At 59.0% G+C, this 24,866-nt stretch carries 26 protein-coding genes and 1 pseudogene; 13 read left to right on the forward strand and 14 right to left on the reverse strand.

The features are described 5' to 3' along the window. Positions 1-9: 9 nt before the first annotated feature. On the reverse strand, positions 10-405 hold the full coding sequence (locus tag ACYZT3_RS19090; protein WP_282376455.1) for a DUF6124 family protein: 396 nt from the start codon (positions 403-405) through the stop codon (positions 10-12). A 510-nt stretch (positions 406-915) separates the two neighbouring features. On the opposite strand from ACYZT3_RS19090, the gene ACYZT3_RS19095 reads away from it, so the two are divergent. From ACYZT3_RS19095 to ACYZT3_RS19110, 4 genes are read left to right on the forward strand one after another with little or no spacing between them, the layout of a single operon-like run. Further along, positions 916-1,104 (forward strand): hypothetical protein, encoded by a 189-nt coding sequence (locus ACYZT3_RS19095; protein ID WP_282376454.1) that lies wholly within the window; start codon positions 916-918, stop codon positions 1,102-1,104. Next, positions 1,101-1,250, forward strand: a complete 150-nt coding sequence (locus tag ACYZT3_RS19100; RefSeq protein WP_462032442.1) for a hypothetical protein — start codon at positions 1,101-1,103, stop codon at positions 1,248-1,250. Before ACYZT3_RS19095 ends, ACYZT3_RS19100 begins: the two co-directional genes overlap by 4 nt. 14 nt (positions 1,251-1,264) lie before the next feature. Continuing rightward, positions 1,265-4,732 carry a toxin VasX gene (locus ACYZT3_RS19105; protein ID WP_462032398.1) on the forward strand — a complete coding sequence of 1,156 codons (3,468 nt, stop codon included), beginning with the start codon at positions 1,265-1,267 and terminating at the stop codon, positions 4,730-4,732. Further along, positions 4,716-5,846, forward strand: coding sequence for a hypothetical protein (locus ACYZT3_RS19110; protein ID WP_462030469.1), 1,131 nt, complete (start codon positions 4,716-4,718; stop codon positions 5,844-5,846). The genes ACYZT3_RS19105 and ACYZT3_RS19110 overlap by 17 nt, the downstream gene beginning before the upstream one ends. 338 nt (positions 5,847-6,184) lie before the next feature. On the opposite strand, the gene ACYZT3_RS19115 is transcribed toward ACYZT3_RS19110, so the two are convergent. From ACYZT3_RS19115 to ACYZT3_RS19135, 5 genes are read right to left on the reverse strand one after another with little or no spacing between them, the layout of a single operon-like run. Continuing rightward, positions 6,185-6,694, reverse strand: coding sequence for a DUF1993 domain-containing protein (locus ACYZT3_RS19115; RefSeq protein ID WP_008148402.1), 510 nt, complete (start codon positions 6,692-6,694; stop codon positions 6,185-6,187). A gap of 39 nt (positions 6,695-6,733) precedes the next feature. Beyond that, positions 6,734-8,254 carry an ArnT family glycosyltransferase gene (locus ACYZT3_RS19120; protein WP_462030470.1) on the reverse strand — a complete coding sequence of 507 codons (1,521 nt, stop codon included), beginning with the start codon at positions 8,252-8,254 and terminating at the stop codon, positions 6,734-6,736. 3 nt (positions 8,255-8,257) lie between these two features. Continuing rightward, positions 8,258-8,536, reverse strand: a complete 279-nt coding sequence (locus ACYZT3_RS19125; RefSeq protein WP_074878476.1) for a lipid-A-disaccharide synthase N-terminal domain-containing protein — start codon at positions 8,534-8,536, stop codon at positions 8,258-8,260. After that, a complete protein-coding gene (locus ACYZT3_RS19130) occupies positions 8,533-9,273 on the reverse strand; it encodes a glycosyltransferase family 2 protein (protein WP_282376446.1) in 741 nt (246 codons plus the stop codon). The genes ACYZT3_RS19125 and ACYZT3_RS19130 overlap by 4 nt, the downstream gene beginning before the upstream one ends. 43 nt (positions 9,274-9,316) lie before the next feature. Beyond that, on the reverse strand, positions 9,317-10,294 hold the full coding sequence (locus ACYZT3_RS19135; protein WP_282376445.1) for an NAD-dependent epimerase: 978 nt from the start codon (positions 10,292-10,294) through the stop codon (positions 9,317-9,319). 310 nt (positions 10,295-10,604) lie between these two features. Between ACYZT3_RS19135 and ACYZT3_RS19140 the strand changes: the two genes are divergently transcribed. Then, positions 10,605-11,252, forward strand: a complete 648-nt coding sequence (locus ACYZT3_RS19140; RefSeq protein WP_462030471.1) for a YceH family protein — start codon at positions 10,605-10,607, stop codon at positions 11,250-11,252. 7 nt (positions 11,253-11,259) lie between these two features. On the opposite strand, the gene ACYZT3_RS19145 is transcribed toward ACYZT3_RS19140, so the two are convergent. Together ACYZT3_RS19145 and ACYZT3_RS19150 are read right to left on the reverse strand one after the other, a co-directional pair. Next, entirely contained in the window at positions 11,260-11,778 is a 519-nt protein-coding gene (locus ACYZT3_RS19145) for a cupin domain-containing protein (protein ID WP_282376443.1), read from the reverse strand. After that, entirely contained in the window at positions 11,759-12,643 is an 885-nt protein-coding gene (locus ACYZT3_RS19150; protein ID WP_282376442.1) for a shikimate 5-dehydrogenase, read from the reverse strand. Before ACYZT3_RS19150 ends, ACYZT3_RS19145 begins: the two co-directional genes overlap by 20 nt. A gap of 246 nt (positions 12,644-12,889) precedes the next feature. Between ACYZT3_RS19150 and ACYZT3_RS19155 the strand changes: the two genes are divergently transcribed. The 3 genes from ACYZT3_RS19155 to ACYZT3_RS19165 all read left to right on the forward strand — a co-directional run bounded on the left by ACYZT3_RS19155 (position 12,890) and on the right by ACYZT3_RS19165 (position 13,968). Beyond that, positions 12,890-13,255, forward strand: coding sequence for a hypothetical protein (locus ACYZT3_RS19155; RefSeq protein WP_282376441.1), 366 nt, complete (start codon positions 12,890-12,892; stop codon positions 13,253-13,255). A gap of 235 nt (positions 13,256-13,490) precedes the next feature. Beyond that, positions 13,491-13,685 carry a hypothetical protein gene (locus tag ACYZT3_RS19160; RefSeq protein WP_003179723.1) on the forward strand — a complete coding sequence of 65 codons (195 nt, stop codon included), beginning with the start codon at positions 13,491-13,493 and terminating at the stop codon, positions 13,683-13,685. 100 nt (positions 13,686-13,785) lie between these two features. Next, the gene (locus tag ACYZT3_RS19165; RefSeq protein WP_282376439.1) at positions 13,786-13,968 is read left to right on the forward strand and encodes a hypothetical protein; all 183 of its coding nucleotides are present in this window, start codon (positions 13,786-13,788) and stop codon (positions 13,966-13,968) included. On the opposite strand, the gene ACYZT3_RS19170 is transcribed toward ACYZT3_RS19165, so the two are convergent. Further along, complete coding sequence (locus ACYZT3_RS19170; RefSeq protein ID WP_282376438.1) at positions 13,965-15,026, reverse strand: AI-2E family transporter; 1,062 nt, start codon at positions 15,024-15,026, stop codon at positions 13,965-13,967. The two genes, ACYZT3_RS19165 and ACYZT3_RS19170, sit on opposite strands and share 4 nt — an antisense overlap. 176 nt (positions 15,027-15,202) lie before the next feature. On the opposite strand from ACYZT3_RS19170, the gene trhP reads away from it, so the two are divergent. After that, positions 15,203-16,528, forward strand: coding sequence for a prephenate-dependent tRNA uridine(34) hydroxylase TrhP (trhP, locus tag ACYZT3_RS19175; RefSeq protein WP_462030472.1), 1,326 nt, complete (start codon positions 15,203-15,205; stop codon positions 16,526-16,528). 264 nt (positions 16,529-16,792) lie between these two features. Here trhP and ACYZT3_RS19180 read toward each other — a convergent pair whose 3' ends face one another. Then, positions 16,793-17,023: a hypothetical protein gene (locus tag ACYZT3_RS19180; RefSeq protein ID WP_282376436.1), complete on the reverse strand. Its 231-nt coding sequence runs from the start codon at positions 17,021-17,023 to the stop codon at positions 16,793-16,795. Between the two features lie 92 nt (positions 17,024-17,115). Then, positions 17,116-17,829, reverse strand: coding sequence for a FadR/GntR family transcriptional regulator (locus tag ACYZT3_RS19185; RefSeq protein WP_282376435.1), 714 nt, complete (start codon positions 17,827-17,829; stop codon positions 17,116-17,118). Between the two features lie 280 nt (positions 17,830-18,109). On the opposite strand from ACYZT3_RS19185, the gene ACYZT3_RS19190 reads away from it, so the two are divergent. The 3 genes from ACYZT3_RS19190 to ampC all read left to right on the forward strand — a co-directional run bounded on the left by ACYZT3_RS19190 (position 18,110) and on the right by ampC (position 22,111). Continuing rightward, positions 18,110-19,456, forward strand: coding sequence for an MFS transporter (locus ACYZT3_RS19190; protein ID WP_282376434.1), 1,347 nt, complete (start codon positions 18,110-18,112; stop codon positions 19,454-19,456). A gap of 37 nt (positions 19,457-19,493) precedes the next feature. Next, positions 19,494-20,837, forward strand: coding sequence for a glucarate dehydratase (gene gudD, locus ACYZT3_RS19195; protein WP_462030473.1), 1,344 nt, complete (start codon positions 19,494-19,496; stop codon positions 20,835-20,837). A 116-nt stretch (positions 20,838-20,953) separates the two neighbouring features. Beyond that, positions 20,954-22,111, forward strand: coding sequence for a class C beta-lactamase (gene ampC / locus ACYZT3_RS19200; protein ID WP_462030474.1), 1,158 nt, complete (start codon positions 20,954-20,956; stop codon positions 22,109-22,111). Between the two features lie 252 nt (positions 22,112-22,363). Here the strand turns inward: ampC and ACYZT3_RS19205 are convergent, their stop codons facing one another. Next, entirely contained in the window at positions 22,364-22,732 is a 369-nt protein-coding gene (locus ACYZT3_RS19205; RefSeq protein WP_462030475.1) for a DUF6124 family protein, read from the reverse strand. 311 nt (positions 22,733-23,043) lie between these two features. Continuing rightward, the gene (locus ACYZT3_RS19210) at positions 23,044-23,598 is read right to left on the reverse strand and encodes a DUF4174 domain-containing protein (RefSeq protein ID WP_282376431.1); all 555 of its coding nucleotides are present in this window, start codon (positions 23,596-23,598) and stop codon (positions 23,044-23,046) included. A 180-nt stretch (positions 23,599-23,778) separates the two neighbouring features. On the opposite strand from ACYZT3_RS19210, the gene ACYZT3_RS19215 reads away from it, so the two are divergent. Continuing rightward, positions 23,779-24,147 (forward strand): VOC family protein, encoded by a 369-nt coding sequence (locus ACYZT3_RS19215; protein WP_462030476.1) that lies wholly within the window; start codon positions 23,779-23,781, stop codon positions 24,145-24,147. A gap of 20 nt (positions 24,148-24,167) precedes the next feature. Here the strand turns inward: ACYZT3_RS19215 and ACYZT3_RS19220 are convergent. Further along, a pseudogene (locus ACYZT3_RS19220) lies at positions 24,168-24,863 on the reverse strand (sensor histidine kinase); the annotation flags it as partial. Positions 24,864-24,866 lie beyond the last annotated feature (3 nt).

Raw genomic sequence — 24,866 nt, forward strand, 5'->3', positions numbered from 1 at the left:
GGTAGCGGATTAGATGACGCGGTTTTGTTGCTTGGCGAAAATCGCTGCCATTTCCGGCTCATCCAGATGATCCAACATTCTCTCCACCAACAAATGCACCCCGTCAGCCATGCGGCTGAGCGCCAAGGCTACGGAGCGGCGCGAGCCGTCCACATCATCGGCGAGGTTGGCGGCGATGGCACTGATGGACAGCAAATCTTCCGAGGCATTGGCGAGAAGGGTTTCAGGGTTGATACCCGGGCAGACGCTGAAGAGCTGGCCGTTGCGTTTTGGTGGTTTGGGGTCGGCTGGCGGGAAGTGATGGTCGAGGGCGCGCTCGGCGGCTTCGTTGAGTTTGTTTGAGTCGGGGCTTTCGTAGGGGGAGACCGGGTCGGTGTCTGGCGGATTTGGTGTGACCTTGAACATGATCTTCAATTCCTTGAATGATGCTGACAATACTTCGCCGACTAAACGAAGGGGTGGCAGCTGTACGCAGGTTAGTCGGACCGGGGAATTGAAGAAGCCGGCGCACCCGAAGGTGCCCTACGCACAGCCACCATCAAACTCAGGTACGAATACCTGTCTGACGAATGCTCGTGCATCTTCAATTACCAGCGGGCGACTAAACCCGGCCACTGACGATCAGTGACACGAATCAAGTTACCGACCAGCCCCAAGACGCACAAGCCGGCGGATTCTGGCGTAGCCGTAGGCAACGGCGCAAGGTGTTGTAGCTTGCAGGAAGTAACCTTGAGCCGTTTTCAACACGTGCTGTCGAGCGGTGTTTAACATTCCGGAAATGTTGGCGGGAAACGATATTCGACAACCATTCGGCTTAACGGATGCGTCCTACGCTAAATATCGATTCGTCTGACTGCGTCAATTGGTAGATCCACGCAAAGTCCCGTGTCCTTTAAAAGACACAGGGATTTGTGGATGCACAGTGCCGCCAACCGAGTCATTTTCAGATGCACCGCTGATTTTTCCTGCGACATTCAGGTACTCAATCAGCCCACGCGCATCACCCCAACGCTCCATACACCATCGCTGCAATCCCCCGGCGAGCGCATGGCGCTGGCCGCTGACCTGGCCCAGCACTGGGCCAGCCAACGGGGGCGCCCATGACTTCACCCGCCAACCTCGCCGCAGCTGCGGCATCCAAATCCCCCATCGGCTCTCTGGGTGCCTGCCCCTTGCGCCAAACCCATGTGCAGTTATTGCCCTTGCGCTATGGACTGGTGAAAAGCCCCTCGACCCGAGTGCCAAACTGAAGCTGCCCTATGCCCTGACGACCCGCCCGCTGGGCATTCGCATGCTGCGCGATGGCTGGTTGTACATCATCGACAGCGTGACCGGCCACTTGCACGAATACCAAGTACTCAACGGACTGGTCAGCGCCTTGCTGCACAAGGGCGCCAAGGTCGACAGCGATCAGCGCACGCCCATCGAGGAGCATCCGGCGCTGGTGTTTTCAAGACGCAGCACCCTGCATGTGAGCTTTGCCGAAGTGCAATGGACAGCGGCCAAATGCGCGCAAGTGCTCGACAGCCGCGAGGAACGCGAACACTTCATGCAAGCCGTCGACCTCGGCCCGGTGCATTGCCAAACCGGTGGCGAGCATCTGTTGACGGTCGCGCAAGGCAAACAGTGGCTGGCGGAGATTGCGACCGTACCGGCCCAGCAGGCACAAGTCGCACAAGACCGCGAAGAGCAGGATGCCGAGTCGCCGCCGGACGCCGTTCTGTTGCCGACGTTGCACGTCAGCGATGCCCCCGAGCACGAACGTGAACCTTATTTATGGCAAAAGCCGTCGCGCTTTCGCGAGGCGCACATCGGCGAGTTACTCGGGCGGGTCCGCCCGGCTTATCAGGACGACACGCTGTTCCTCGTGGTACACGACGACCTCGGCGTGCTGCGTGATCTGGCCGAGTATCAAGACACCGTGGTGGGTTGGGTCGACGACTGGAGCAACGCCGATAACAACGAACGCGATTACTTGCTGGCCAGTTACATCGAATCCCTGAGCCAGCTCAGTCCCATGGATATCGGCAATCTGGCTGACGCCAGCGACGATCCGCGAGTCCAGGCGCTTTTTGGCGATCTGGAACAGTTGCCGGAACCGGATCGCAAGCACACCCGCAAAGCCTTGCTCGACTACCTGAACAAGGGCGGCAAGGTCGAGCCGCTGGACGCTTCCGCGCCTCCGGAACTGGAGCGGGCGCGCAAAGAAGCGCATGCCGAAGCGTTCAAATTCGCCAAGTACCAGGGCGCCACACCCGATTTCACCGCCCACAGCCGCGCCAGTGACGAGACAGACCGGCGTTATTACGCGCGCCAACATTTCAAGGTCGCCCCCGACGAATTCGTCGAACGTCACCTCGATACCTTGATAAAACTCGGCCAAGAGCAAAACAAACGCATCGTGGAGGTGCTCGAAGGCTCCAGTTTCAGTGGCAAACGCGGGGTCAACGATTTCATCGACCGGCCGGCCATGGACGACGCGTTGTTTCAACATCGCGACGACCTCGGGCGCTGGAACCGCCTGCTCGAGCGCATCACCGCTGACCGCACGATGCTGGTGGGTGCCGGCCGCTTCCATCGCTCGGCCTGGTATTACGACGCGCAGGATCAACAGCAACTCCACCAGGCCTTCACCGCCGAATACGCCTGCCTCAAGGACATCTGCCGCAGCGACCACGCGAGCGAAAACCTCCTCGGTTATCTGGAGAAACACCCCGAACTGACCCGGCCACTGTTCTACACCTTGCCCCTGCGCCTCCAGCCGGAACGGGCCGCGCAATACGCCACGTTGTTCAACGCCGGCATGGGGGTGTTCAACAACCTGCCGCACTGGCTGGGTGAGTTACAGAAAATCGAACAGCCGCACTTGCCGGTGCTCGACGACCTGCCCGAACACACCCGCGCCGTCGCTGACGCGGCCCAGCACAGCCTCAGTCCCGCGCTGAACATGGGGCTGAGCCGGGCGCTGGAAGGGTTCGATCTGGCGGGAGAGAAAATCCCCGATCTCGACGAACTGTTCCGGTGCCTGCCCAAAGCCTTGTCGGGGCGGATACTCGATGCGGCGAAAACCACCGGCGTGACCTTTACTGTTGCCAGCCCGGCGGAACATGCGGCGCTGCAAACCAACCTCAAGGAACTGCTCAGGGAACGCGACTACCTGAAAACCCTGACCCGTGAACGCAACCAGCTCACCCACAACAAAAACCGCCAGGGGCACAAGACGCCACGGGCGGTGGAGTTGCAGGGCGAGATCGTGCGGGTGCGTGGGCAGTTGACGCAGCTCGAAGGCCGGTTGGCCGGGGCGCTGAGCCCGATTGCGGAACTGCCGGATCAGTCGGCGCGCCTGTACGGCGCGACGCCGGCTCGGGCGGGGGTGACGGTGGTGTTTCCACCGGCGCAGCAGTTGGAGGTGCGGAGTTTGTTGAAGGACATTCGGTTGGGGGTTAGCTCGGTGCCGAATGCGAAGTTGATTCGGAGCGAGGGGATGGGGTTGTTGGTGTTTTTGGTGCAGGGGGTGAATTTGGTTTCGGTCATAAGGGAACTGACCAACCAATCCAGGAACAAGCGAGTCTGGATGCCCGTTTTTAATGCAGTGATGGCTACCGGGGCGGCGGGATTCACTGCGGCGCAGAGTCTGGCTGATACCGCGTTGAAGGCACGTAGCGCTGCTCTCGTCACGGGTCTTCAACGCCACGCCTTGCAAAATGTGCATGTGCAAATGGGGAAAATGCATGTTGGATTGGGTTTCTTTACCTACCTTTTAGGTTTTGCGTCTTCAATGGTCAGCCTCATCAACCACCACCAGAATTGGCAACAGGCGACGCGTAGCGGAAATCAGGCCGCTCAAAGTAGTGCCGCGCTTGCCACAGCGGGTGCGACCGGCATGACGACCGTCAATACCTATGGATTGAGTCACACAGGTCGTGCCGCGTTTAACGTGTTGATCGCAAAAAACACTGCCGCAAGGACCGCCGCCTGGGCCGCTGCGGGTACCCGTCTCTCAACCGTATTTTTCCGCTTCAACCTGGCCGGCGCCTTATTCACCGTGCTGGAACTGGGTGGCACTTGGCTGTACAACCGTTACAACATCAGTGCCCATGATAAATGGCTGAAAACCACGCCGTGGAGCTTGGACACCGATCATCGCGGCGATCATACCCTGGATGAATATCAGCGCTATCTGGGCTATTTGCTGAACGCTCCGTACACGCAACTCGGCCTGAACGAGCATGACTCGTGGCTGAAAAACTTCCTGCTAAAAGCCAAGCCCAGCGACATTCACTTGGTGCTGCCAAGGCTCAAGCTCAGTGATTTCCAGCCACCGTTGAGTGGACAACCGGCTCATCGCCTGGGGATTGGCGCCCACCGTCTTTCCGTTCCCCTCCACAGTCGTGGTGTACCGCGCGAGCGCAAGGACATCATCAGTGAGGAAGTCGCAAACAGCCTGCGCATCGTACAAACAGGACCCGACCGGCTGGTGTTATGCCTGCAATATCCCGTGGATCCTGACAGTGAATTTACCCCGGCTTCCGAAACACTGGAGCTGGCCGTCTGCATCCAGACCTTGAGCGCCAAGGGGGTGTGGGAATCGCTGACTGACGTTATTCACCTCAACCCGCGCGGCAAGGACCATTTTCCTTCGTTGCCCCGTCAATCCGTTACCGAGCATCCACCGTTGTTGCTGGTTGAAACCCATCTGCTGGAGCTGGCCGACCATGCCCACCAAGATTGATATGCCTCTGCCTTCCCCGCACCTTGAGCAATCCCGCAAAGCCGGCGATGTCGAGCCGTTTCCCAGCGGGAAAATCACTTATCTCGCGCCGTTGCCATTGCCGACAGCGCTACCGCCGCATGGCCCTCATATCGGGAATCTGAATGACGTGTACATGGACTTCGGCTTGGGATCACCCCAGGTGTTTTCATGGCAGCTCATACTGGGCGGGCCCTTCAGTGGTGCCCTCTTGATCGCATTTTTGATACCTCTATTTGTCGGCTTTATGTTCTTTGTGTTCGGGATGGGTTGGGACGATGTTTCTCATGCCATAGAAGGGGTTTTCAATGAGGCCTACGGAATAGCCCTGATATCCGGCTTCTCTGCCTTGATCATCCTCCTCTGCACTTGGCGCCACACCCACAACAAACGCGCCGCCATCATCCCCACCCGCTTCAACCGCCAACGCCGCGAAGTCTGCTTCATGCCCGAACACGCCACCGAACCGCTCTTCGTCCCTTGGGAATCCCTTTCGGCCTGGGTCATCGAAGCCCAAGGCGCCACCCAATACGGCATCCACCGCCAATACGGCATGGGCATCGGCTTCCAGCACGGCGAGACCCTCACCAGCGTCGAATTCCCCTGCTTCGGCCTTTCCCTGGCCATCAGCCACTGGGAAGCCATCCGCGGTTACATGGAATACGAGGTCCACGACGTCAAATCCATCCAGGACCCGCTAGACCTGCAAGGCCCGAACGACCCGCCTCACGAAGGCCTGCACACCTTCCACAACGCCCGCGCCCGTATGCACCAGCAAATCCGCGACGGTCAGCGTGGTCGAGTGTCCGGCTTCTTCTGGTACCTGTACCACGTGATGACGTTGTGGACGATTCCCAACTACCTGACGGAATGGGAAATCCGCCGCCTTCAGAAAATGGCCCCGCAGGCCATGCCCGAATCGATGCGCCAATGGTCCGAGCCGTTGCCGAAGGGACAATGGGGCAAACCGAGTGAAGAACTGCTGCGCCTGAGCGCACAGGTCCGCGCCCTGCATAAACGCCAACCTCGCCGAGCGATTACCGAGATCTTTGCTGAAGTGCAGCGCTTGAATCCGACCGACAAACGCCGCGCATGAGTTGTTTTCCAATGTCCGCGCCCACATCGCGTCCCTGAGCCAACCTGTCGATCTGCAACAGTTGCCCGAACCGGATCGGCAACAGACCCGCAAATCCTTGCTCGACTACCTGAACAAGGGCGGCAAGGTCGAGCCGCTAGACGCTCCCGTGCCCCCGGCACTGGAACAAGCGCGCAAAGAAGCGCATGCCGAAGCGTTCAAACTCGCCAAGTACCAGGGCGCCACACCCGACTTCACTGCCCACAGCCGCGCCAGTGACGAGGCAGACCGGCGTTACTACACGCGCAAAAAAGCCCGCCAAGGTTCACACCTTGGCGGGCTTTTTTACGCCGGGAGGTTTAGAACGCGCCCATGTAATCGCGCTTGCCCACTTCCACACCGTTGTGACGCAGCAGTGCGTAGGTGGTGGTGACGTGGAAGAAGAATTGCGGCAGGCCGTAGCTCAGCAGGTAAGCCTGGCCGGTGAAGCGCTTCTCTTTCGGCGTGCCCTGACGGGTGATGATTTCGATGCCTTCCTTGCCGTCGATCTGTTCTGGTTTGATCTCGCCGATGAAGGCCAGCACCTTGGCGATCAGCGCTTGCAGCTCGGCGAAGGTGGTTTCGGTGTCGTCGTATTTCGGCAGTTCAACTTCGGCCAGACGCGCGGAAACGCCCTTGGCGAAATCAACGGCGATCTGCACCTGACGGACCAGCGGAAACATGTCCGGGTACAGACGGGCTTGCAGGAAAGCGTTCGGGTCGATGTTCTTGGCGGTGGCGTGAGCTTCGGCCTTGTTCAAAACGTCGCTCAGTGCGTTGAGCATTTGTTTGAAAACCGGAACGGAAGCGGCGTACAGGGAAATAGTCATGGCAGTCTCGTGTGGTGACAGGAGGGAAACGTGGGCCGATTATAGCGATGCGCGGTCCCAGGTGAAGCGATAGATATTCGCTGGCTGTCCGGGATGACAACGGCCGTTATCGGCATCGGCTCCAACGATCGACCACTGCGCGCGGGAGGTTTCACCCAGTTCACGGGCGGCCTGTGGATTGAAACACCGGCTCAGCAGTTCATCCGGCACCAAGGCGTACGACTGACGGTGTTCGCGCAGCCATTGAGCGGCCTGCTCGACCGTGGAACCGACCATCCCGAAATGTACGATAGGCTGTCGGGCGAACAACCAATGGCCCTCGCGCCAGTTAACCAGCACCAGGTCCGCCCCTTTAGTCATCGCCGCCGCCTGCGCCATCAGCGCCTCGTGGGGATTGGGTCCGTCCTTGACCGGCTCAATGAAACCGCGAGCGAACCACAACGTGAACCACGTGACGGCCAACACCTGGAATGCCCGCCGACCGCGCGGACGCTTGCCGAACCAACGATTGAGCAGCCATGGGATCAGCGGCGCGGCGACCAGCACCAGCCCTGGCAACGCCGGATAAATGTACAGCTTGCGTTTGCCACTGCTCAGACAAAAGAACAGTACGACCAGTACGACCCAGCCCAGCAGCACCAGCACTCGACCGTCGCGCTTGCGTAGTTGCCTACGCCAGGCGGGCACGAGCCACGGCAAGGCCAGTACCAACGGCATCCAGTATTGCGGGATGACATTGACGAAGAAGTACCAGAATGGTTCTCGGTGATCCCACGCGGCGGCATAGCGCCCCGCCGTCTGGCGCAGAAGAATTTCCCGTGCGTAGGCGATTTCATCAGCGGCGCCATTGAATGCGATGGACACCGCCAAGGGCAGCAACCAGATCGCGATGGCGCCCAGTACCACCAAAAAACCCAGGCACCACTTGCGCGCCTCGCCCGGCATGGCCACCACACCGGGCCAGCCTTTGCGCACCGCGTAGGCATACGGAATCAGCATCAACGCTGGGACGAAGCCGACCCCTTTGGTGATCACGCCAATGCCCATGGCCGCGCACCCTGCATAAAACCACCGCCAGGCGGGCCCGAGCAGCAGGTGACGGGCCAGGCCGTACAGGCCCAGAGAGGTGAACAGAATCAGAAAACTGTCGATCTGACCGGTCCGCAGGATGCTGTAGGTCTGATAGGTGGCCAGGTACAAAAGCGCTGCTGTTCGTCCGGTACGCTGATTCCATAACCGGCGACCCAGGTCGTAGAGCATGGCCGTGACCGATGTGGCAGACAAAAGCCCAGGAATATAAAGGGCAATGGCGGGCATCCCGGTGATCCAGGTGAAAAACGCCACCGTCCACATGAAAATCGGTGGTTTATCGCCGTATATCTCGGCGGCTCGGTGCGGAATCAGCCAGGAACCGTTGTGCAGCATCTCCAGCGCAACGCCGAGGAATCGCTCCTCGTCGACATTCTGCGGCTGACGCAGCCCAAACCCGGCGCCGACCAATAAAAGAGCAAGCAACATCAGCCCCAGGCATTCGACGCTGGGTGACAGGGTTCGGCGCACGGGTCAGTCCTTCAAGGTTTTGTTGCGGGCGATCAATTGCAGGTTGCGCAAATAGACGATGGAGCCGAACGCCTGACCGGCGATGAAAACCGGGTCCTGTCGGTAAATGGCGTAAGCGAACAGCAGCGCACTGCCGACGATGCTCAGGTACCAGAAGCTCACCGGAATCACGCTGCGTTTCTTGTATTCGCTGTACAGCCACTGCAGGACAAAGCGACCGGTGAAGGCGATCTGGCCGCTGAAACCGACGACCAGCCACAGGGTTTCGCGGGAGAGGTTCATCCTTCGATTTCCTGCGCATGGGCATGCAGACGCGTGCGCCTGATCAGCCACCAAACGCCGATCAGATCGAGAATGCCCACCAGGGCGCGGTCGATGTTTCCGTAGTTGGATACGCCGGCCGTGCGGGGCCGATGGTTGACCGGATGGGTGATCATTTGACCGTTATGCCGCTGGATCAGCGCAGGAATGAACCGGTGCATGTGGTCGAAGTACGGCAAGCGCAGAAATGCCGCCCGCTGGATCAGTTTCAACCCGCAGCCGGTGTCCGGCGTCTGGTCCTTGAGCATCCGGCTGCGTAACCCGTTGGCAAAACGCGAGGCCCAGCGCTTGCTCGCGGTATCGCGACGGTTGACCCGGTGGCCGGCTACCAACTGAAGGTCGACGCGACCTTGCTCACTGCGCACTAATGCCAGCATGCCGGGGATATCCGCCGGATCGTTCTGACCGTCGCCATCGAGCGTGGCCAGCCATTGGCCTCGGGCGACGAGCGCCGCATGGTAGAGCGAAGTGCTCTGCCCCAGCGAACGTTCATGGCGCAGGATGCGCAATGTGTTCAGGCCGCTGTGCCTGGTTTGCCGCAGTTCCTGCAAGGAGGCGTCAGTACTGCCATCGTCCACGACGATGATTTCATACGCCTCATCGGCCAGTGCGATACGGATTTCTTCGAGCAGCGATTTGAGATTGCTCGCCTCGTTCTTTGCCGGGATCAGTACAGATACAAATATGTCTTGGCTCATAGAGGCCCCTATTACCCTGGATTTTTTATCGAGGGCCAACGTTTCATCTCTGATAAAAGTGGCGGTACCACTTCACAAATTCCGTTACGCCGGCTTCAACCGTCACTTGAGGATGGAAATCGACCCACTGCGCCAATGCCGACACATCCGCCCAGGTCTTGACCACATCGCCAGCCTGCAGCGGCAGGAAGTTGCGCCGGGCTTCCCTGTCCAGGGCCGACTCCAGGCAATCGACGAAATCCAGCAGCGCCACCGGCGTGCCGCGTCCGATGTTGAAGATTCGGTTGGCGCCATCGCCAGGTCCGTCCGCCAGCGGTGGTCGTGGGCGCAGGCGTGCGATGCCTTCGACGATGTCGTCGATGTAGGTGAAGTCGCGCGACATCTGGCCTTGGTTGTAGAGGTCGATCGGCCGGCCGTTGAGGATCGCTTCGGTAAATTTGAACAGCGCCATGTCGGGGCGCCCCCAAGGTCCGTAAACGGTAAAAAAACGCAGGCCGCTGGCCTTCAGTCCATACAGATGGCAGTAGCTGTGGGCCATCAGCTCATTGGCACGTTTGCTGGCGGCATACAGCGAAATTGGATGATCGACCGCGTCTTCGACGCTGAACGGCATTTTGCTGTTGGTGCCGTACACCGAGCTGCTCGATGCATAAATCAGATGCTCGGGTCGATGGTGCCGGCAGGCTTCCAGCACATTCAGAAAACCCACCAGGTTCGATTGCGCATACACGTCCGGGTTGTCCAGCGAGTAGCGAACGCCCGCCTGGGCAGCCAGATGGATAACCTCTGTGAAGCCGTGATCCTTGAACAACGCCATCAGGGCCGGTTTGTCGACGATGTCCAGTGCCTGGAACTGAAAGCCCGACAAGGACTTCAGTTCCTTGAGTCGCGCGTGTTTGAGTTCCACGCTGTAGTAGTCGTTGAGATTATCAATACCTACGACCTCAAGACCTTCCTGACACAAGCGCTTCACCGTGTGATACCCGATGAAACCGGCGGCGCCGGTGACCAGTACGGTCATAGCGGGCGGGCGCCGAACAGCGCATTATTGCGGGTCGATACCCACGTCAGCTTCATGCCTTGCTCCACTGCACAATTAATAAGGCCGGTGACGTAGTCGATAGGGATTTTCGCCGTACCCGTTAATGAGCCGCAGTCGTCTGCGGCCATGCATACGGTGCACGTCTGATTGTTAAGATGGCGTGACGGGTTGATTTAGGTTTTGTGACCATTACCAAGGTGCTGCGACGAATTCAGTTGCCATTGGCACACGTCAATCTAAAGTGCATGCCAGCAGGAGAAAAACATGAACCCGGGAAGGATGCAGAATCATGAGCACTGAGCAAGAAACGACCTTCGACGAGCCGCGACTCAACAGCACGGAAATCCGCATTCTGGGTTCGTTGATCGAAAAACAGGCCACCAGCCCGGAAACCTATCCACTGACCCTCAATGCGCTGGTGATTGCCTGCAACCAGAAAACCAGCCGCGAGCCGGTGATGAACCTTACCCAAGGTCAGGTCGGCCAGAGTCTGCGCGCCCTCGAAGGACGCGGTTTTACCAAACTGGTGATGGGCAGTCGTGCCGACCGCTGGGAACATAAGGTCGACAAGGCACTGGAACTGGTGCCGGCGCAGGTCATTCTTGCGGGGCTGCTGTTCCTGCGCGGTCCGCAAACGGTCAATGAACTGCTGACCCGCAGCGGCCGCATGCATGACTTCGAGGATGCCGAACAGGTCGTGCATCAACTGGAACGCTTGATTGCTCGAGGTCTGGCGCTGTTGATTGCGCGCCAGGCCGGTCAGCGTGAAGACCGCTACATGCACGCCTTGGGTGACCCGACGGACATCGAAGTGATCCTTGCGGCACGGCAGAACCCGGCTGAACGTGGCACGGGCAGCGGCGTATCGGTTGAGCGGATCGAAGAACTTGAGACCCGGATTGCGGCGCTGGAAGAGCGCTTGGCCCGCCTCGAATAACCCTGCGCTACTCGCCGTCCCAATAATCCACGCCGTCAGCCGGCCTGGCGACGGCGACGAAGCCCGAGGCATTGCCCTCGGCGTCGACCTTGAAGTCGTCCATCACCACGTACTTGCCGGAATCCGGGTACTCGCAAATCTCGGGTGATTGCTGGGTGCTGACTGCCAGGTAGCGCAGCTCAGCGTTGCTGGTGTTGATGATCTGGTGTGCGGTTTCAGGGCCGCCCGGCGGGCAGGCAATGACATCCCCGGCGCGAACGGGAAAGCGTTCGCCACCCAAGCGAATCTCCCCTTCCCCGGCCACGATGTAAAACATCTCCTCGTTGACCCTATGACTGTGAAACGGGCTGCCACGCATCCCCGGTTCCAGCGCGTACAGGCGATAACCCAATTTCTGCGCGCCGAGTTGCTGGCCGATGCGCGCCTGCCGCTGCTGATAGCGGCCGGCGGTGTCTCCTGTAGGGGCAAACGCTTCGGGCAGCGCCTCAAGTTCGGCTTGATCCAGATTAAGAATGGCAGGATGCATGAATTACCTCAGTCGGTTTCGCTTGCTGGGCACCAGGATAGCCAAGGCTACTGCGGGCAAATTCCACGGCGTTGTGAAACTGCTCATCGGTCGGCCGCACGCCGGTGTACAGCACGAACTGCTCCAGCGCCTGGATCGCGATCACTTCCAGCCCGGTGATCACTCGCTTACCTTCAGCACGACCGTGCACAATCAACGGTGTTTCCGAGGGGACTGCCACTACGTCGAAGACAGTCTCGGCAGCAGCGATGGTGTCAGCATCAAACGCCAGCTGATCGACCTCGGGGCCGCCGGTCATGCCAATCGGTGTGACGTTGATCAGCATCTGCGGCCGCTCCGAGCCCAGCTCCGCTTGCCATTGATAGCCCAGCGATTCGGCCAACGCACGTCCGGCACGCTCGTTACGGGCAACGATCAGGCCATTTTTGTAGCCACCATCGCGCAAGGCACTGGCCACTGCCTTGGCCATGCCGCCGCTGCCGCGCAGGGCAAAGGTCGATTCCTTCGGCACCTCGTGGGTTTCAAGCAACTGGGCGATCGCGATGTAGTCGGTGTTGTAAGCCTTGAGATGGCCGTTAGTGTTGACGATGGTATTGATCGATTGAATGGCCGCCGCGGAGGCGTCCAGTTCATCGACCAGCGCAATGCACGCCTCCTTGAACGGCATCGACACGCCGCAACCACGAATCCCCAGGGCGCGAATGCCGCCAACGGCGCCTGGCAGGTCCTGGCTGCTGAAGGCCTTGTAGTAAAAATTCAGGTCCAGTTGCTCATACAGATGATTGTGAAACCGCAGGCCAAAATTGCCGGGGCGCCCGGAAAGCGACATGCACAGCTGGGTGTCTCTGTTGGGGTTCATCTGCATGAAATATCTCCTTCAATAGCACTTTCAGATGGACGGGATTAGCCACTCCATCGGGTCTGATCGATCATAACCGCGTACCTGCACGCGGCATCAAGGGATGCGTAAAGAACCTAGTACAGACCTTACACAAAATTTACCCAACGGCTGTGCTGATTTTAAAAAAAAAGCTGTCTTAGAATTATCCCCGCGACAATCCTTGGGTCTATTGCAGACGCAAGCGCCGGGTCGAAGAACCGAGGAATTATCATGATCCGTAAAATCCCCACAGTTGCCTTGCTGATCGGTGCTTTTGCTATCGCAGGGCAGGCAGCGGCTGGCGGCGGTCACGGTTGGCAAGGGCCTGCGGTATTTGGCGCGATCGTTGGCTCGGCCATCGTCGGTTCGGCCATCATCAACAGCAACCGCCCGGTCTATGTACAGCAACCGGTTTACGCTCAGCCTCAGCCGGTTTACATACAACAACCTCCACCGGTTTATTACCAGCCGGCACCGGTGTACGTGCAACAACCGGTCTATTACGGCCCGCCGCCGGTTTACTACGGCCCGCCACGTGGTTATTACGGTCCACCACGCGGTTACTACGGCCCTCCCCACGGTTATGGCCGCTGGTAACAGAATCATCAGGCCCCGCCTCAACAGCGGGGCCTTTTTTGTGACCGTCCGTCGGTAGAAGTCTGAATAAATCTCGCCAAGGTCGCTGTCGGGACAGTCTTTGCGGTTCAAGTTGGCAAGATTGACTCGCCCCCCTTCCCCCGCTTTGGGGAAAACGGTCATATTTATGTCATGTCAGGTCCGCAATCTTGGACCTGTCCGTTAACAACAGGTTGATAAAAACAAGGACGACCTCATGCCCACGCAAAACCCGCACCGCATTGTCGGCTTGTGCACTTCCAGCAAGGTGTACAACGCACTGACCGAACTCAAGCACCTGGAAGGCCATCGCAGCGCCAAATTTCTTTCGCTGCTGGCAGAAAACCTGGTGCGTAAAGGCTTGCTCAACGAGCAGGAAGTGGTCCATATGCTTGATCTGGTGGTCGACTGAACCGAAGGCTCATTGGCGTCAATGACGACTATCGAAAGCGTTGATTGTCCGTCCAGGCGTCGGGTCCGTAAGGTAGCTCCATAGATTGATGGAGGTACTTATGTCCCAGGTTCAGATTATGTCCGTTATCGGCAGCGCCGTTCCCGCACCGCTTAGAGAGCTAGGATTGCTCGCCTGTTGGTATCTGGTGCAGGACGGCGAACCGATCAGCGGCCCGCTCACCTCGCTGCCAGCCGCCCAGGCACTGTCGCAACAAATCGGCCAAGGCCAACTCAGCGCCTAAGGCAGCTGCACCCGCGGCTTGGTTTCGATGAAGATGGCCCAGCTCGACATAAACAGCGCGGCGATCAGCGGCCCGATCACAAAGCCATTGAGGCCGAAGACCGCCAGACCGCCAAGGGTCGAAATGAGGATCAGATAGTCCGGCATCTTTGTATCCTTGCCCACCAGGATCGGTCGCAGCACGTTATCCACCAGACCGATCACAAAAATCCCGAACAGCCCCAGCACCACGCCCTGCCAGATCGCCCCGGCGAACAGGAAAAACGCCGCCACCGGCGCCCAGACGATCCCTGCCCCCACCGCTGGCAACAGGGATAGAAACGCCATCAATACCGCCCAGAGCAACGCGCTCGGGACGTCCAGAAACCAGAAAATCAAACCGCCCAATGCGCCCTGTGTGATCGCCACCAGCAGGTTGCCCTTCACTGTCGCCCGCACCACGCGATTGAATTTGAGCTGCAGACGGCGTTTCTGGTGTTCATCCAGCGGCACGGCAGCGCGAACTTTTCGCGCCAGTTCGGCGCCGTCCCGCAGAAAGAAGAACAGCAGGTACAGCATGATGAAAAACCCCACCACAAACTCGAACGTACCCTGACCAAAACTGAAGGCTTTGTTGGCGATGAACTCATTACCCGTTACTGCACTCTTGATGATTTTCTCCCGCAACCCGTCCAGCTCGCCAACCCCGGCCCGATCGAGCACGTGCTGAAAGTACGGCGGCAGGCTGTGTTTGAAATGCGTCACATACCCGGCGATGTCCAGTTCGCCGCTTTCGATGCTCTTGTACAGCGCGGCCCCTTCTTGAACCAGCAAGATACTGAGGATGATCACCGGCAAGATCGCGATCACCAGGCAGATGCTCAGGGTGAGCAGCGACGTCACGTTGCGCTCCCAGCCGAACTTCAGTTGCAGTCGACGCTGCAGGGGCGCGAAGAGGATGCCGAGGATGACTGCCCAGAACACCGCGCCGTAAAACGGCAGCAAAATCCAGATGAAAGCGGCGGTGACCAGCCCTAGCAAGATCACCAGTGATTTATTTTGTACTGTCTCTTCGTTCATGTCCGATCCATGTCAGTCTGCAGGGGCGCAGGCTCTTGTAATGAAGAGCCGTCCTGATGCTTAGTCCGCCACGGTTCGCGCGAGTGCCATCCGTTTGTTCATCAAGCATAGATCCAGATCAATGAACCCCGAGGGCAAGCCGCTTACTCTCGGCAGCTTTTGCGATCGACACTGCCATGACCCTGCTCCCCCCGGAACTGCTCGCCCCCGCTGGCACGCTGAAAAACATGCGTTATGCCTTCGCCTATGGCGCCGATGCGGTGTACGCCGGTCAGCCGCGCTACAGCCTGCGGGTGCGCAATAACGAATTCGATCACGCCAATCTCGCCCTCGGCATTCACGAGGCCCAGGCTCAGGGCAAGCGTTTCTATGTGGTAGTGAACATCGCCCCGCACAACGCCAAGCTGAAAACCTTCCTCAAGGATCTGGCACCGGTGATTGCCATGGCGCCGGACGCGCTGATCATGTCCGACCCGGGCCTGATTATGCTGGTCCGCCAGCATTATCCGCAGATGCCGATTCACCTTTCGGTACAGGCCAACACGGTGAACTGGGCCAGTGTCGAATTCTGGCAGCAACAAGGCTTGAGCCGGATCATCCTGTCGCGGGAACTGTCCCTGGAAGAAATCGCCGAAATCCGCGAGCAGGTCCCGGCGATGGAACTGGAGGTGTTCGTCCACGGCGCCTTGTGCATGGCCTATTCCGGTCGCTGCCTGTTGTCGGGTTACATGAACAAGCGCGACGCCAATCAGGGCAGTTGCACCAACGCCTGTCGCTGGAAATATTCGGCGCAGCCGGCCACGGAAAATCAGCTTGGCGAGATCGTGCAGACCTTCCAGCCAGAACCCACCCTGGGCATCGGCGCCCCGACCGATCAGGTGTTCCTGTTGCAGGAAGCCAACCGGCCCGACGAACTGATGCCGGCCTTTGAAGACGAACACGGCACCTACATCATGAATGCCAAGGATCTGCGCGCGGTGCAGCACGTCGAGCGCCTGACGCAGATGGGTGTGCACTCATTGAAAATAGAGGGCCGGACCAAATCCCACTTTTACTGCGCGCGGACCACTCAGGTTTATCGCCGGGCGATCGACGACGCGGTGGCCGGTCGCGCGTTCGACCGCAGCCTGATGACGGACCTGGAATCCCTCGCTCAGCGCGGCTACACCGAAGGTTTTTTGCGGCGGCATGTGCATGACGAGTACCAGAACTACCAACACGGCAGTTCGGTGTCCGAGCGGCAGCAGTTTGTCGGCGAGCTGACCGGTGAGCGGCGTGACCGGATGGCGGAAGTCAAGGTGAAGAATCGATTTGGCCTGGGCGATCACATGGAACTGATGACGCCCAAGGGCAACTTCCAATTCGACTTGCATCAGCTGCAAAACGTCAAAGGCGAGCCGATCGAGGTGGCTCCGGGGGATGGGCACACCGTGTACCTGCCGACTCCGGATGCAGTGGATTTGCGGTTTGGGTTGTTAATGCGGGATGTGGGCACAGTTTAGATTCATGTGCACCTGGCGCTGGTTGTGTTGGTCAGTGTGTTCGCCATAAATCTTGCGTCGGCCGGTGGCGATTCGAGGAGTCGGTGTCTGATGGGGCATTTTTAGCGATGCCTCCGACGCTTTCGCAGGCAGCTCCCACAGTGTCTGTGGCGATCACATTATTCTCATCCGACTCGAAACCTGTGGGAGCGGGCTTGCCGGCGATGAACGATGACGCGGTTGAACTGCACGGCATAAAACCCCGGCGCACTGGCCGGGTTCTGTTTATCGCCTGTCATCGGACAGCGGTGTTGGCTCATCTGCCGGAGGAACGTCCTCGGCCGCCTCAGGATCCATCCAGTCTTCAGGTCGATCTGCGTCCGCCTCGGCCGGGTCCCGCGAAGGGTCCATGCCGGGTGGCGCGTCATGATCCAGGGTCGGCTCGTCAGTGCCGGGCATGGGTCTGGTAGGGTCGGTATTGGGCGTTCCACCCTGGAACATCGAATCGTTAGCCATGACGCACCTCACTGATGAGGTCCAGCAACTCTGGGCCGTACTCATTGGAAGCAGGGTCGCGTATGAGGTGCTATCGAGTAGACAAACGGTGGTCAGCGATCGGCCGAAAACCGGTCGCGACTGTTGCTCAGGTGCAGCCACATGGCCGCCCGCGCTGCATCCGGATCCTGGCGCTTGATGGCGTTGAGAATCGCCTCGTGCTCAAGGTTGGCCAGTTGCCCGAGCTTGCTCAAGTCCACTGCGCCGCGCTCGGCGGCATTGACGCGGGTTCGCGGGATCATGGCGCTGCCCAGGTGCTGCATGATTTCGGTGAAGCACACGTTGCCGGTGGCTTCGGCGATCAGCAGATGGAAGCGCTTGTCGGCTTCGACGCAGCTGTCGTTGTTGGCCAGCAGGCGCTGATAGTCGTCCAGCGCATCGCGCATCTGCGCCAATTGATGATCCGTGCGACGGGTTGCAGCCAGTGCGGCGGCCTGGGTTTCCAGGCCCATGCGCAACTCCAGAATGCTGCGCACCCCCAGCGCGGTATCGACGTTCAACCGAAGCCCCTGCTCCGGTGCTCGTTCAATAACAAAGGTGCCAATACCGTGCCGGGTCTCCACTAACCCGGACGCCTGCAGCTTCGAGATCGCCTCGCGCACCACCGTGCGACTGACCCCATGCTCCTGAACAATCGTGTTCTCGGACGGCAGCTTGTCTCCGGGCAGCATTTGGCCGAGCAAGATGCGCTGGGTCAGTTTGGCGACCAGGTCATAGGCCAGGTTATGGGTGCGCTTGCGGGCAGGCGCGTCGAGGTCTTCTTGCATGGCAATCATCCGAAAGCAGGGCTACCGGAATCGTAGCACTGCGCTCGACGGGAATCTCAGGAAAACGCCAACAACTTGTATGACAACACTAAAGAACAACGGCATTTTTACCACTAAGAAGGCGCCGCATAACCGCAAAAAGAATAATAAACCTCTTAAACAGCGCCATATTGTTGGACTGCGACGCTTGCAGGAAGAAAAAATGTAGTTGTATGATGTCTAGCAACATCGCAACACTCAGCCACACCCCGCATAAAAATAATCAGTGGGAGATAACGCAGTGAATACATCCATATCCGGGATGAACGATGGCGCCGATTCGGTCCTGAAGTCCGCCATCTCGAAAGTGAAACGCCATGTCTTGCCGCTGTTCGTGATCATGTTCATCGTCAACTACATCGACCGCGTGAACATCGGCTTCGTCCGTGCCCACATGGAACATGACCTGGGGATCGGCGCTGCCGCCTACGGCTTCGGTGCCGGGCTGTTCTTCATCGGTTACGCGCTGTTTGAAGTCCCCTCCAACATCCTCCTGCAAAAAGTCGGCGCGCGAATCTGGCTGACCCGCATCATGCTGACCTGGGGCCTGGTTGCCGCTTGCATGGCGTTCATCCAGAACGAAACCCACTTCTACATCCTGCGATTCTTGCTGGGCGTGGCCGAAGCCGGCTTCTTCCCCGGAGTGATTTACTACTTCACCCGCTGGTTGCCCGGCGTGGAACGCGGCAAGGCGATTGCCATCTTCCTCAGTGGCTCGGCCATTGCTTCGCTGATCTCCGGTCCGCTGTCCGGGCTGCTGTTACAAATCAGCGGATTCGGCCTGCACGGCTGGCAATGGATGTACTTCATTGAAGGGATGTTCTCAGTCGGGCTGTGCGTGTTCGTCTGGTTCTGGCTGGACTCCAAACCCCACGACGCAAAATGGCTGAGCCGTGAAGAACAGGACGCTCTGGTCAAAGCCATCGACGACGAACAACTGGCCCGCGAAGCCGCGACGCCGATCAAACCTTCCTTAAGCAAACTGCTCAAGGATCGCCAGATCATCCTGTTCTGTCTGATCTACTTCTTCATCCAATTGACCATCTATGCCGCGACCTTCTGGCTGCCGAGCATCATCAAAAAGATGGGCGATCTGAGCGACATTCAGGTCGGGCTGTTCAATTCGATCCCGTGGTTGCTGTCGATCGTCGGCATGTACGCCTTCGCTTCGCTGTCGGCCAAATGGAAGCATCAACAAGCCTGGGTCGCCGCTGCCCTCCTGATCGCGGCGGCCGGAATGTTCATGTCCACCACCGGCGGGCCGATCTTCGCTTTCGTTGCGATCTGCTTTGCTGCGTTGGGTTTCAAATCGGCGTCGTCGCTGTTCTGGCCGATTCCCCAGGCCTATCTGGATGCACGGATCGCTGCAGGCGTGATCGCGCTGATCAACTCGGTGGGCAACCTCGGCGGCTTCGTCGCACCGACCACGTTCGGTCTGCTGGAAGAACGCACCGGCTCGATTCAGGGTGGGCTGTACGGCCTGGCCGCGACCTCGATCATTGCCGCGATCATCGTCTTCGCCGCACGCAACAAACCGAAACCCGCACCGGCTGTTGCTCTGGGCAAACCAGCGCCCAAGCACGCCTGAACACTCATGCGAGAGCACAGTTTTGAAGGACATGACAATGAACGCACAAGAAGCCGCAAAAGCCCCGATCATCATCAGCATGCAGGTTGTCCCGGTGGCCGGCCACGATGGCATGCTGCTCAACCTGAGCGGCGCTCACGGGCCGTTTTTCACCCGCAACATCGTGATCCTCAAGGACAACGCCGGTCACACTGGCGTCGGTGAAGTACCGGGCGGCGAGCGCATTCGCCAGACCCTCGAAGACGCTCGTGAGTGGGTGGTCGGCAGTCCGATTGGCACTTACCAAAAGATCCTCAATCAGGTGCGCCAGACTTTCGCTGATCGCGACGTCGGCGGTCGCGGTCTACAGACGTTCGATTTGCGCATCACCATCCACGCCGTCACTGGCCTTGAAGCTGCGCTGCTTGATCTCTTGGGTCAGCACCTGGACGTGCCGGTGGCCGCCCTGCTCGGTGAAGGCCAGCAACGCGACGAAGTGAAGATGCTCGGTTACCTGTTTTATGTCGGTGATCGCAACGAAACCGATCTGGCCTACCGCAGCGAACCGGACGCCGACAACGACTGGTTTCGCGCGCGTCACGAAAAGGCCATGACCGCCGACGCCGTCGTCTGCCTGGCCGAAGCCGCCCACGCCCGTTACGGGTTCAAGGACTTCAAACTCAAGGGTGGCGTGCTCAGCGGTGATGAAGAAATCGAAGCCGTCACCGCCCTGGCCGAACGCTTCCCCGACGCGCGCATTACCCTTGATCCGAACGGCGCGTGGTCACTCAAAGAAGCCATTCGCCTGTGCCGGGATCAGCATCATGTGTTGGCTTACGCCGAAGATCCGTGCGGCGCAGAGAACGGTTATTCCGGACGTGAAGTCATGGCTGAGTTCCGTCGTGCCACGGGTCTGAAAACCGCCACCAACATGATCGCCACCGACTGGCGGGAAATGGGCCACGCGATCCAGTTGCAATCGGTGGATATCCCGTTGGCCGACCCGCACTTCTGGACCCTGCAGGGCTCGGTCCGCGTGGCGCAGATGTGCCATGAATGGGGCCTGACCTGGGGCTCGCATTCCAACAACCACTTCGATATTTCCCTGGCCATGTTCACCCACGTCGCGGCGGCGGCACCGGGAGAAATCACCGCCATCGACACCCACTGGATCTGGCAGGACGGTCAACGCCTGACCAAAGCGCCGCTGCAAATCGTCGGCGGCTGCGTGCAGGTGCCGAAGAAACCCGGGTTGGGCGTCGAACTGGACATGGATCAGCTGGCCAAGGCCCATGAGCTGTACAAAGGCATGGGATTGGGCGCACGGGATGACAGCGTGGCGATGCAGTTTCTGATACCGGGATGGACGTTCGATAACAAGCGGCCGTGTCTGGTGCGCTGAATCAGCGGTCGCGCCTGGCCTGTTAACAATCAGCCCGGCCCGCCTATGGGCGGCCGGGTTTAAAAAACGCTCGGAGCGGAGCGTTTAACACCCTAAAATGGCGCGCAATCGAATCAATGACGGACAAAACCAACATGGATAGGCTGAAGACTCTCGCCGTTTGCGTGGCGGTACTCGCCACCGGCCAATGTGTCGCACAGGATCAAATCGAGACGGTGGTGAATGCCGCCGTACGACCGGTCATGCAAGCCCAGGCCGTTCCCGGAATAGCCGTGGCCGTGACCGTCAACGGAAAGCCGTATTACTTTAACTACGGCGTGGCTTCGAAAGAGAGCGCACAACCCGTCACTGAAAACACCCTGTTCGAGATCGGTTCGGTGAGCAAAACCTTCACCGCTACCCTCGCCGCCTACGCTCAGGCCACTGGCAAACTGTCCCTGTCCGACAAGGCCAGCAGCGTTCTGCCGGAACTGCGTGGCAGCGCGTTCGATAACATCAGCGTGCTGCAACTGGGCACCTACAGCGCTGGCGGACTGCCGCTGCAATTCCCCGACGATGACGATGCACCGGACAAGATGCTCGGCTATTTCAAGCAGTGGAAACCGACCTATGCCGCCGGCACCCATCGACAGTATTCAAACCCGAGTCTGGGGTTGTTCGGTTATCTGGCGGCCAAAAGCATGGGCCAGCCGTTTGATGAGCTGATGGAGACGTCCCTGCTGCCGAAACTCGGGCTAAAGCACACCTACCTCAAGGTGCCACAGGCTCAAATGGGACTTTACGCTCAGGGTTACAACAAGGATGACAAGCCTGTGCGGGTTGGGCCGGGGGCACTGGATTCGGAGGCTTATGGCGTGAAAACCAGCGCCGCGGACCTGATTCGTTATGTTGAAGCGAACATGAAACCGACCAGCCTTGAAGATCCGCTGCAGCGGGCAGTCGCCACGACGCATTCCGGTTACTACAAGGTGGGCGAGATGACTCAGGGGTTGGGCTGGGAGTTCTACAACTACCCGGTCACCCTCGATACATTGCTGGCGGGTAACTCGACGCAGATGGCGATGGAGGCTCACGAAGTCCAGTGGCTGAACCCGCCGCAACCTCAACCGAAAAGCGTGCTGATCAACAAAACCGGTTCAACGAGCGGCTTCGGTGCCTACGTGGCGTACGTACCGTCGAAAGACATCGGCATCGTAATCCTGGCCAACAAAAACTACCCGATCCCTGAGCGAATCAAGATTGCTCACAAAATATTGAGCGCACTGGCCAAGTAGCCGAGAAGCGCGATTTCTCGTAGCAGCTGCCGAGCCTGCGAGGCTGCGTTCGAGCGCGGAGCGGTCGCCATCCGGCTAATGGGTTTTCCTGAAAGAACGCGGTTGCATGTTTTACGACTGCTTCGCCCGAGCGCGGACCGAGCCGAGCCGAGCCGAACGCAGCCTCGCAGGCTCGGCAGCTGCTACAGATCTCTAGCGGGCAGAAAAATGTCCGCCCCCCTTGAGGTCGCCCCTTGTCGATACTGCGTCAGCTCAATGCCGAGTCGGCGGCTGAGCGTCAGGCGCATCGCTTCTCGGATCAAGATTTTCCCGTGCCTGATTCACCAACAACTCGGCGACCGACGCCAATGGCTGAATCGACAGCAGCACATTGCGGTTCGAGCCTTCCAGTTTGCCGGTAAAATCCGCAATCAGGACATTCAGGGAGGCAAGGGTCTCACAGGCCTGATTTAGCAGGGCTAGTGTGTCGACACCGGGGGCAACAGTGAAGATCTGCTTGGTCGTGGCGGTACGCGTGGGATTTCGAATGACTGCGTCTTTTGAGGTTTCACACAGCTTCGCGGGACCGAGATGATTGGCGTTGGTTAGGGTTTGCGGTTGATTCTTGCTGAATTTTTTCACAGACGAGCTCCTTATTGTGCCATTGGTGTTTTCGTCCCTGGATCCCTCAGTGTTGCGGACTCCCACGTCCGACCGCGATTTTGCGGTGGCTGACGAAGGCTAGCGGTGCGCTCTGACAGAAACCAGTTCATGAAGTCCGACAGGACTTGCAGGACATTTCCGAGACCAATAGAAGCCAATACATCTCTCCCTGGAACACCCGGTTTTTTAGCAACAGCCGAGCAAAAAAATGGGCGACCTCCAGAGGTCGCCCATTTTTCATTGTTGTAGCAGCTGGCGCAGGCTGCGCCAGCTGCTACAAAAGTCTGCGTTTAATCGTCCGGCATTTCAGGGGGCTTGGCCGGTTTGCCCGGTTTTGCGCCTTTGGCACCCTTGGTGGCCGGTTCGGCTACAACGGGCGTCGCGACCGTCGGTGCAGCAGTTTCTTTCTCGGTCACTGGCAACGCGTCGATGGTCTCGAAAATTTTCTTCAAATCGACCGATTTTGATTCATCCCCCGAACTCTCGAATTTCTTTTCCCCGTCCTTGCCCACCAGGATGACTTTGCTCTTCGCGCCGGCCCCCAACTTGAGCGAGCGGATCAATGCCGCCGTGTCTTGTGGACCCAAGTCTTTGCCGTCGCGCTGGCCCATCAAATTGAGCACGGTGTACAGGACCATGTTTCGCTCGGTGAAACCCTTGCGGTTGGCCGGCTCATCCAGCGACTTTTTAAGGCTGACCCACGTGGGGTCGACCGTGCTCGGAGCGATGACAATCAGTGGCCGGGACCTGCCCTTGTCCATATCCAGAGGTGAGTCGCTGTCGGCAGCGAACAAGGGGCCGGCGAAAGCCAGCAGGGTAGTCAGGGTCAATGACCTGATGAGCATGCGCATCTCCTTTTGATATCCACGCTCTAATGATTGCGCATCGCGGCGTTCGTTCCGGGTGACGCACCGCAATTGTCTCTCGCCTTGCCCCAAGCTTAGGTCAGGGCGGTCATTGCGCAACAGGCTGAGCTAATCTCATCGCGCAACAACAACGCCCTGATCCGCCGTGAGGACCTGTGAATGAGCGCTCAGCTGAACCACACCATTGTCTGGTGCCGCGACAAGCAGACATCAGCAAACTACCTGGCAGAAATCCTCGGCCTGCCCAGCCCCGAACCCTTCGGCCCGATGCTGATCGTCACGTTCGACAACGGTGTGTCACTGGACTTCTACGACAATGACCCGCCGATTGCCTCCCAGCACTACGCGTTTTTGATCGGTGACGACGATTTCGATGCGGCCTTCGCCCGCCTGCAAGCACGAAAACAACCCTGGTGGGCCGACCCCGGCAAGCAACGACCGAACGAGATCAACGATTACGGCGGTGGCCGGCGGGTTTATTTCGATGACCCGGACGGGCATCTGCTGGAGATTCTGACCCGCCCCTAAGCCGCGTCAGCCACTAACGCCGGAATGGAAAAGGTAAACACGCTGCCAATCCCCGGTTCGCTCTCGGCCCAAAGCTCTCCGCCATGGGCCTGCACGATGCTGCGGCAGATGTACAACCCCAGGCCACTGCCGTTGGGATTACCGTCACGAACCGACCAGTAGCGCTCGAAGATGTGCGGCAAATGCACGGCGTGGATACCACCGCCATTGTCGCGCACCGAGATCAGTACCTTGCCGTCTACCTGGCGGGCGCTGAGGTCAATACGTCCGCCCGAGGGGGTGAATTTAACCGCGTTACCCAACAGGTTCGACAGCACCTGGAACAACCGTTGGGGATCGGCGTCGATGCTCAATCCTTCAGAACTGCTGCAGTTGAGCTCGATGTTTTTGTGGGACGTGAGGGTCACCAGCAACCCACAGACCTCTTGAAGCAGTTTGACCACATCCAGCGGCTTGCACTCGAGTGGGTACTTGCCTGCATCGAGTTTCGACTTGTCCAGCAAATCGGCAATCAGGGTGTTCATCCTTGCGGTGGCTTGCTCCATGGTGCCCAGGGCCGCGCTCAGGCGCACGGTATGCTTGCCTTCGTCCCTGGCAACCAGGCGCTGCATCATTCCGCATTGCATGATGATAATGGTCATGGGATTGCGCAGGTCATGGGATACCACCGCCACCAACTCATCACGCTTGCGGACGGCTTCATGCTCGCGGAGCACCTG

This window comes from Pseudomonas sp. MDT1-16 (assembly GCF_054898115.1).